Origin of the sequence: Dickeya zeae NCPPB 2538 (assembly GCF_000406165.1) — a bacterium.
Classification (GTDB): Bacteria; Pseudomonadota; Gammaproteobacteria; order Enterobacterales; family Enterobacteriaceae; genus Dickeya; species Dickeya zeae.
This window is the reverse complement of record NZ_CM001977.1, coordinates 946,572-954,688: the sequence shown is the minus strand read 5'-3', so window position 1 is coordinate 954,688 and position 8,117 is coordinate 946,572. Positions and strand designations below refer to the sequence as shown.

General features: G+C 54.1%; 7 protein-coding genes and 1 tRNA gene. 2 read left to right on the top strand and 6 right to left on the bottom strand.

The window, feature by feature from the left end:
* Positions 1–41 precede the first annotated feature (41 nt).
* Positions 42–118: transfer RNA gene (locus tag DZE2538_RS04290), tRNA-Met, on the top strand.
* Between the two features lie 63 nt (positions 119–181).
* Here DZE2538_RS04290 and amiC read toward each other — a convergent pair.
* On the bottom strand, positions 182–1,420 hold the full coding sequence (gene amiC / locus DZE2538_RS04285; RefSeq protein WP_038913304.1) for an N-acetylmuramoyl-L-alanine amidase AmiC: 1,239 nt from the start codon (positions 1,418–1,420) through the stop codon (positions 182–184).
* A gap of 223 nt (positions 1,421–1,643) precedes the next feature.
* Between amiC and argA the strand changes: the two genes are divergently transcribed.
* On the top strand, positions 1,644–2,969 hold the full coding sequence (gene argA / locus DZE2538_RS04280) for an amino-acid N-acetyltransferase (protein WP_019844334.1): 1,326 nt from the start codon (positions 1,644–1,646) through the stop codon (positions 2,967–2,969).
* A 125-nt stretch (positions 2,970–3,094) separates the two neighbouring features.
* On the opposite strand, the gene ptrA is transcribed toward argA, so the two are convergent.
* From ptrA to DZE2538_RS04255, 5 genes are read right to left on the bottom strand one after another with little or no spacing between them, the layout of a single operon-like run.
* Positions 3,095–5,992 carry a pitrilysin gene (ptrA, locus tag DZE2538_RS04275; protein WP_038915678.1) on the bottom strand — a complete coding sequence of 966 codons (2,898 nt, stop codon included), beginning with the start codon at positions 5,990–5,992 and terminating at the stop codon, positions 3,095–3,097.
* 41 nt (positions 5,993–6,033) lie between these two features.
* Positions 6,034–6,420, bottom strand: coding sequence for a prepilin-type N-terminal cleavage/methylation domain-containing protein (locus tag DZE2538_RS04270; RefSeq protein ID WP_038907215.1), 387 nt, complete (start codon positions 6,418–6,420; stop codon positions 6,034–6,036).
* Positions 6,404–6,916 (bottom strand): YgdB family protein, encoded by a 513-nt coding sequence (locus DZE2538_RS04265; RefSeq protein WP_236616997.1) that lies wholly within the window; start codon positions 6,914–6,916, stop codon positions 6,404–6,406. The genes DZE2538_RS04270 and DZE2538_RS04265 overlap by 17 nt, the downstream gene beginning before the upstream one ends.
* On the bottom strand, positions 6,906–7,499 hold the full coding sequence (locus DZE2538_RS04260; protein WP_038915675.1) for a prepilin peptidase-dependent protein: 594 nt from the start codon (positions 7,497–7,499) through the stop codon (positions 6,906–6,908). The genes DZE2538_RS04265 and DZE2538_RS04260 overlap by 11 nt, the downstream gene beginning before the upstream one ends.
* Positions 7,493–7,984 carry a prepilin peptidase-dependent protein gene (locus DZE2538_RS04255; protein ID WP_038915673.1) on the bottom strand — a complete coding sequence of 164 codons (492 nt, stop codon included), beginning with the start codon at positions 7,982–7,984 and terminating at the stop codon, positions 7,493–7,495. Before DZE2538_RS04255 ends, DZE2538_RS04260 begins: the two co-directional genes overlap by 7 nt.
* Positions 7,985–8,117: the final 133 nt, after the last annotated feature.

Genomic DNA, 8,117 nt, shown 5'->3' with positions numbered 1-8,117 from the left:
CAATTGATGTACCAGCATCATACTAAAAGTAAGAAGACGGACGCGGGGTGGAGCAGCCTGGTAGCTCGTCGGGCTCATAACCCGAAGGTCGTCGGTTCAAATCCGGCCCCCGCAACCAATAAATAGACACCCTGATGGGTGTTTTTTTATGCCTGTCGTTCAGACTATTTTCGTCACACGCCTAACGCGCCTGCGCTGCAAAATAAGCCTTTATCCCATCCATAATAGATTGTGCTACCTGCTGCTGAAAACGACTGGTTCGCAGCTTACGCTCTTCCTCCAGATTACTGATGAATGCCGTTTCCACCAATACGGATGGAATATCCGGCGCTTTCAGCACCGCAAAACCAGCCTGATCAACACTGTTTTTATGCAGATGATTGACGGTTCCCAGCCTGTGCAAGATCTCCTTACCAAACTTCAGGCTATCGTTAATGGTCGCGGTTTGCACCATGTCAAACATCGTGCTGTCTAAATAGTGATCACCACTGAGACTCACGCCCCCTATCAAATCCGATTCATTCTGCGTTTGTGCCAGATAACGCGCCGCTGAACTGGTCGCGCCTTTTTTAGACAACGCAAACACGGAAGAACCGCGAGCTGAGCGGTTTGAAAAGGCATCGGCATGGATAGAGACAAACAAATCGGCACGCTGTTTACGCGCTTTGGCGACCCGTACCTTCAGCGGAATGAACACATCCTCATTGCGGGTCATGTAGACTTTCATGTTGCGTTCACGCTCAATCAGCGCTTTCAGGCGACGGGCAATTTGCAGCACCACATCTTTTTCACGGGTTCGATTTTTACCGATAGCGCCGGGGTCTTCGCCACCGTGCCCCGGATCCAGCATAATAATCAGCGGTCTTTCACGCCCGCCCTTACCATCGTTAGGCCTTTCTGGTGGCAGCGTCCGCTCCAGATCACCTTTATTGTAATCCTCCAGCAAGGCCAGTAGCGGATCATCCGCATTATCATAACGCCCAGCTGCTGGATACAAATCCATGACCAGACGATGCCGAAAGCCCGCGACCGGAGCCAGCGTAAACAGCTTGGGGTTAACCTTCTGGCGCAACTCCAGCACCAGACGCACGGTATTTTTATCGAATTGCCCGGCCCGTGCCGTCTTGATGAAGGGATCTGGCCGCTCGAATTGTCGCCCCGCATTTTTCAGCACACTGTTTAGCGAAGCATTTTCAATATCGACGACCAGCCGGTCAGGGTGTTCCAGCATAAATTGCCGGTACTTGAGCGGCTGGCTGGATTCCAGCGTCACGCGGCTATACGCTGAAGAGGGCCACACTCGCACAGCAATCACCTGCGAGGTAGCGGCAAGCCCCACGCCACTGATACTCAATAACCAGGTGGCGGCGGCGCCCTGCAATAAATGACGACGGGTCAGATGGTGTTTCGGATCAGACATGCGGCTCCGCTAATGACTATAAAAATCAGACAGATTGAGAAAAACGTCAAAAACTTTAACCAATACCTCTCACGCTGTCATGCAAAAATCATTTTCATGTTTTTTACTGTGTCAGACGGGCTTCGTTAAACTATAAGGTCAGACCGAAAAGTTATCGCTTGCCTTTTGGTTTACAAGGAATAAAAATACGAAAATATCGAATAAAAATTCAAGAGGGCTCGCAGTGAAGGAACGTAGTACAGAACTGGTTCAAGGCTTCCGCCACTCAGTTCCTTACATCAACGCACATCGTGGTAAAACGTTTGTCATCATGCTCGGCGGCGAGGCCATCGAACACGAAAACTTTACCAAAATTGTTAATGATATCGGCCTGTTACACAGTCTGGGTATCAAGCTGGTGGTGGTTTATGGCGCACGCCCCCAGATAGATGCGAATCTGATGGCCCATCACTATGAACCTCGCTACCACAAGCACACCCGTGTAACGGACAGCACTACGCTGGAGCTGGTGAAACAGGCAGCCGGTATGCTGCAACTGGATATCACCGCACGGCTGTCGATGAGTCTGCTGAACACGCCGTTGCAGGGTGCGCACATCAATGTGGTCAGTGGTAACTTTATCATCGCCCAGCCTCTTGGGGTGGATGATGGCGTAGATTACTGCCACAGCGGACGTATCCGCCGCATTGACGAAGAAGCGTTACATCGTCAGTTAGACAGCGGTGCCATCGTGTTGCTGGGACCGGTAGCGGTTTCCGTCACTGGCGAAAGTTTCAATCTGACCTCAGAAGAAGTCGCCACCCAGTTGGCTATCAAGCTCAAAGCCGAGAAGATGATTGGCTTTTGCGCCTCTCAGGGGGTCACGAATGTCGAAGGCAACATCGTATCGGAGTTGCTGCCCGACGAAGCCCAGTTGCGCATTCAATCACTGGAAGACGCGGGCGACTACAATTCCGAAGTCGTACGCTTCCTGCGCGGAGCGGTGAAAGCCTGCCGCAGCGGAGTACGCCGCAGCCATTTGATAAGTTATCAGGAAGATGGCGCGTTGCTACAGGAACTGTTCTCCCGTGACGGCATCGGTACCCAAATTGTGATGGAAAGCGCCGAGCAAATCCGCCGGGCAACCATCAACGATATCGGTGGGATTCTGGAGCTGATCCGCCCGCTGGAACAACAGGGTATTCTGGTGCGTCGCTCTCGCGAGCAACTGGAAATGGAGATCGACAAATTCACCGTCGTGGTCCGCGACAATCTGACCATTGCCTGTGCCGCACTCTATCCGTTTCCAGAGGAGAGTATCGGTGAAATGGCCTGCGTAGCGGTCCACCCGGAATACCGCAACTCATCGCGTGGCGATCAGTTGCTGCATCACATCTCCGTGCAAGCGCGCCAGCAAGGGTTAAAACGCTTGTTTGTATTGACCACCCACAGCATTCACTGGTTTCAGGAACGTGGTTTCCAGCCAGCGGAAGTGGAGGTGTTGCCAAAACGTAAGCAAGAGCTTTACAACTACCAACGTCGCTCCAAGATTCTGGTCATCGATCTGTAAGCAGCTTATTAAAGCAGTACTCGTGACGTCATAACGCGTGGCCCATCGCCACGCGTTACCTCTTTCTTCTGACGGGACTTACGCCGCCCGTCGCCGCTCTACCGGTCTGTCACCAATATCCGTGTTTACTGCGTTTCCGTCTGTTTTTGCTCAGCGGGCTTTAGTGGTAACGTCTGTTGCAGCGCGGACGTTGAGGCATAGAATTGCCACTCTGATGGCCGGGCATAGTCAACATGCCCACTCGCACTCCCGGAAATCTGGGACAAAATGGCCAGCCCTTGCGGATGCAACGCCTGCCGGAAAAAGTCCGTTAATTGTGCCGACGAGATGGACGCCAGTTGCCCGATCAACTGCTGGCGGGTATCGAAGGCAAAGTTCTCCCGGTCCAGATCGCCACGCAAGCGGGCCGCTTCTTCATCCAGCGTTTGGGGTGGCTGACTGAGCGCATTGATAAGCCCTTGCTTATTCTGGGCAAAAGTCTCAGCGCTCATCGCGGTCAACCGCTGCTCGGCCTTGGCAAAAAAGTCCTGATAGCGCTGGTAAAGGTAAGCGGGTTGCTTGTTATTGCTTTGCAACAGGAACGCAATCCCCCACTGCCGGTCAATAGAAACTGGTGTGGCAAACACGGCATATCCCAATTGCTCATCAGTCCGCAATTGATTAAAGAACCAGGGATGAATAATCTGCCCTAGCAGCTTGCTGTACGCCGCACTCTGTACTTCGCCATATCCCGCCGGAATATAGACCGCCGCCAGCGCTGAATCGGTGCTGCTGCCTGCACGCTGCAACGTAGCCTTTTGTGACTGGCTAATGCTGACAGATTGCCCGCGCCACCACTGCGTACCCCCGCAGCTCAGGCGTTCATGCAGGTTATACGACAGGCTGACCACTCGCTCTTGAGCCAGATTACCCACCACCAGCATCTCCGGCGTCGCCTGCTGCAACAACGCCTTACGGTATTCCATCAGCTCCTGCAGCGTGATGTCCTTGAGCACATTACGTCGTTCGCTTCGCTCGCTATACGGTACGCTTGATAACCCCTGAATGGGGAACATCGCCTGTTCATAGGCTTTAGCCTTCTCGCTAGCGTCGAGCTGCTCGGCGTACCAGGATTTCGCCTGCTCCAGTTGCTCTTGCGTCGAATTGAAACTGGCATACTGCTCGACCAGTGTCAGCAGTAATTCTGGCAGGTGCTGGGTATAGCCGCTGGCTGTCATCACCAACCCGTCATTACTGCTAGTCGAAAAGCTGATACCGCCAACTGAAGCCTGATAACTGAGTGCATCCAGCGCGACACCCGCCAGATAGTCGTTCAGGGCGAACAGCACTTGGTGGCGGGCAGAATCATTCGCCATGCGGTTACGCAACATCACGGTGATATCGGCTTTGGGTTCGCTGGCAAAATGGCGGCTTGGCATGTAAAACACCCGCAACCCCGGCTGATCGACCACTTTCCTGGGGTGCGTAATCGCCGCATCAGCCGTGATCAGTGAAAAATCATCCGGGATATAAGGGTTAGGTGTCGGTAAGCTGAGCGCCAACGATTGGCTCATTTGCTGCCACTTCGTCATTCTGGCGTCACCGATTTTATCCACCTGATAAGGTGCGCCGACAAAATAGGCTTCTTTGTCATGGGGTTGTTCCGGGCTTATCACCCAAATGCGGGCATTCGGTGGCGTCATGCCCGACAACCGGCTTCTGATAGCTTCAGGATCAAAACGATCGGCCAGATAAGGCCCTTCAAGGGTGTACTCCACCGGCAGACGCAACATGGTATCCACCAGCCATTCCACATACCCCATATCACGGTTCAGGGAGGGGTAGCGAAAGTCAATGTTGAGCACCCGCGAGATCTCTTCGAAGTAACGCGACTGAATGCCGTCGTTGCGCAGTTTATCCAGATAGCTGAATACGGCGGCAATCACATCATCCTGCTGTTCCAGTCCCTTGTCAGTCAAATCGACACTGATATTGAATACGCCGCTGTTACGCTCGGACATCGGATCAGAGCTGGCACGAATGGACTCGGCCAGCCCCTGCTTCTGCAACCAGTCAGAAAGCGTATTTTGACTACGATTACCAATCAGATAACTGATGTAGGTATCCGTTTTACTGCGAAATGCCGGACTGTTGTTATCAACCCGAAACTCAATTTTTAACTGCTTGCGGGGTTGCGCCGGAACATAGTGAATAAACAGCCCGCGTTGCTCATCCGTGACTACCGGTGTGGTAATCGGCGGCACACTCGCCTGATGATTCGCAATCCGCCCAAATGTCGAGGTCGCAATAGTCGCCAGCGCTGGTAACGGCTGCTTGCCATAAATCACGCCTTTCATCAGATTGGCGGAGTAATAACGCTGGTAGAACGCCACCAGCTCATCATGCAGCTTACTGCCGGGCTTATCACTCAGGGTTTCCAGATTGCCGCCTGCAAAGCGGGAACCGGGATGTGCCGGGTTGATGGTTTCCGCCCCGACCTGCGCCATACGCAACCCGTCACGAGCACGCGCCATAGTCAATTCCGCATTGACCGCATGACGTTCACGATCAGCGTTGATGGGGTCGAGTAGCGGTTCAGCTATCGCATCCGCCAGTCGGTCAACCGCAGGTTGTAACGCGTCATTCTCCACCTCAAGGTAAAACGCCGTGCGGTAAGAAGCCGTGCTGGCATTGTGACTGCCGCCATGCATTTTCAAAAACTCGGCCAATCCATCGGTCTGTGGATAGCGTTTCGACCCCATCAGCAACATATGTTCCAGATAATGGGCCAACCCAGGTTGCTGCGGGGGGTTATCCAGCGAGCCTACTGGTAACGCTAGCGCCGCCAGTGAGCGAGTAGCCTGAGCATCAGAAACCAGCAGTACCGTCATCCCGTTGTCGAGCCGTATCGCCTGATACTGCCTTACATCATTCTCACTCTTTCGTATCGTCTGCGGCAGTGGCTGCCAACCGTCCGAGGCCTGAGAGAGCGGTAACCAGAAAAACAACAGCAGTACGCTAAACCACACACAAAATGTCCGCATTACACTCTCCAGAGGCGTTATATATAGGCTCTTATCTCAGGCTACGGGTTGCCGCGTTGTTCAACAGCGTCGGGGGTATCACAAAACCAGCGACTGAGCGCCGCCCGATAGCGATAAGGCGTGACCACCGTTACCGTTACGCAGCGGCAAAACGGTGGATAGGCTTGTTCGGTTCGGCTCACACCCCATCCGGCGGGAACGAGCGGCGACGATAAAACCGGCCCGACGTTTTCACCCTCCAGTTTCTGGTGAGCCAACCGCCACGCCTGACGCTGTTGCATCTGATGCAATAATGATTGCTGAAGTACCTGATGATATTGCAAGAGCCCTGCCAGCGAAACCGCGAATAACAGCATTGCCACCAGTGTTTCCGGCAAACTGAAGCCAGCACTGGCGTAGCCGCCACGCTTTTTATTGTGTCGGAACACAGGCCTGCTCCATCGTATCCGGACAAAAATCTGACCAGCCCCCCATAATGGGCCGGATATGGCCATCTGCCGCTGTGACATCCATCATAACCCGGTGATAAAACGCCAACGGTTGCCGTTCGCCATCAACTCGCCCCTCACCACGTAGCAACCCGGAGCGGTCAACGTGATTGATACGCAGGCACGCGCGCAATTGTGCCGACGGCAAGGTCTGACATTGCCATTCATCAGTCACTGACCAGCGTAACGACAGACCCCAGCCCAGTGACGACAGCCCTTGATTGAAAGCCTGCCAGAAACGCTGCTCCTCAATACCTTGCTGCAACTGGAGATCCAACTGACGTTGTAACCCACCCAACATCAACATGCCTATCATCATCACCAGCATCACGACTACCAGTATGCTGCCCCGTTGCTGTTTATAGGGGTGTACAAATGACCTGTATGGGCTGCGAGGTCGATGTAACCGGTGTGGTGCCAGTTGCCTAACCCGCATGATTTCTCCCTGCGACCAGACTCTCAACCTGCTGGCGCTGCCTGGGACGTGTTGTCCAGTAGCCCGCCAGTAATAACCGGTAGCGAGGCTGCACACCGGACGTTTCCCGAGTGATCTCAAAACGGGTGACCGTCACCTCGCTGGGATCAAGTAACTTCTCCCATCGATTCCCCTGACAGCGTGGGCCGCCCGTTTGCACCTCCAGCGCACCAGCACGCAGGCGGTAACTGAAAAATTCTGGCTCAGATTGCTCTGCCGTTTCGAAGCTACCATTGCGATTCACGTCGTAAGCAACCGACAGACAATTCACCTGATTCGAGGCGTCAGCCTCCAGTGTCAATGCCGTTCCCTGACAACTGCCGGCACAAAATCCGGCACGTCGAATATCTTTTTCGATGCCGAACAACGTCTGCCTTAACACGAGCTCCAGACGGAGCTGGCTGGCGCTGTCTTGCGTCTTGGCCCGCAGCAACGGCAGCAGTTGTGCCACCGCCAGCATAGTCACACTGCTCAGCGCCATCGCCAGCATCACTTCCGGCAGGGTAAAGCCGCAGACACGTCGTCTGGTCGATACGCTCAGCATAGTGGTATCCCCTGCACTGGCTGTAATTCGCTACAAAGGCGCAAGCGCCCACGTACTGAAATCACTACCCGTACGCGCCCTGCCGGGTTACCCACGGTAAGGTGTCCGGCTTGGGCCGCATTACGCAATCCGTAAAACATCAGCCGATCGCTGGTCGTTTCGACGAGTACCACATCCTGCGAAGCGCGGGTAAAAATGAGAGGGTCGTCCGGTGGGCAGACAGCAGGTTCAGTACCACGCCCTATGCACCAGTTGCCGGGCGCTAATTTGACCCACAGACTGTCGGTCTGACTACGCCAGTAAGCATTCGCCTGTACACGGCCGATGAACGCCAGCATGTGGCGGGCATGCTGTTCCAGCATCAGCGCCTGACGGTAAGCCAGCCAGCTTTGCCATCCGCCACCTGCCAGCAACGCCACAGTGGTTATCACCACGATTAATTCCAGCAGGGAAAAACCCTGCTGCCTACAGTTGGTTTTGTCCATAGCGGCGATTTTAAAGTGCGGTATCAGTATGAATAGCGTTGGAGCATGAAGTTACAGGACGTATCGCAAACAATATTGAGGGCAACAGCAACAGACAGGCGAAATGCGCGACTGCTCGCAAACTGGCAGTCAC

Coding starts and splice junctions, on each gene's coding strand:
- DZE2538_RS04265 (WP_236616997.1), bottom strand. CDS start 6,916: ATGCGGGTTAGGCAACTGGCACCACACCGGTTACATCGACCTCGCAGC.
- ptrA (WP_038915678.1), bottom strand. CDS start 5,992: ATGCGGACATTTTGTGTGTGGTTTAGCGTACTGCTGTTGTTTTTCTGG.
- amiC (WP_038913304.1), bottom strand. CDS start 1,420: ATGTCTGATCCGAAACACCATCTGACCCGTCGTCATTTATTGCAGGGC.
- DZE2538_RS04260 (WP_038915675.1), bottom strand. CDS start 7,499: ATGCTGAGCGTATCGACCAGACGACGTGTCTGCGGCTTTACCCTGCCG.
- DZE2538_RS04255 (WP_038915673.1), bottom strand. CDS start 7,984: ATGGACAAAACCAACTGTAGGCAGCAGGGTTTTTCCCTGCTGGAATTA.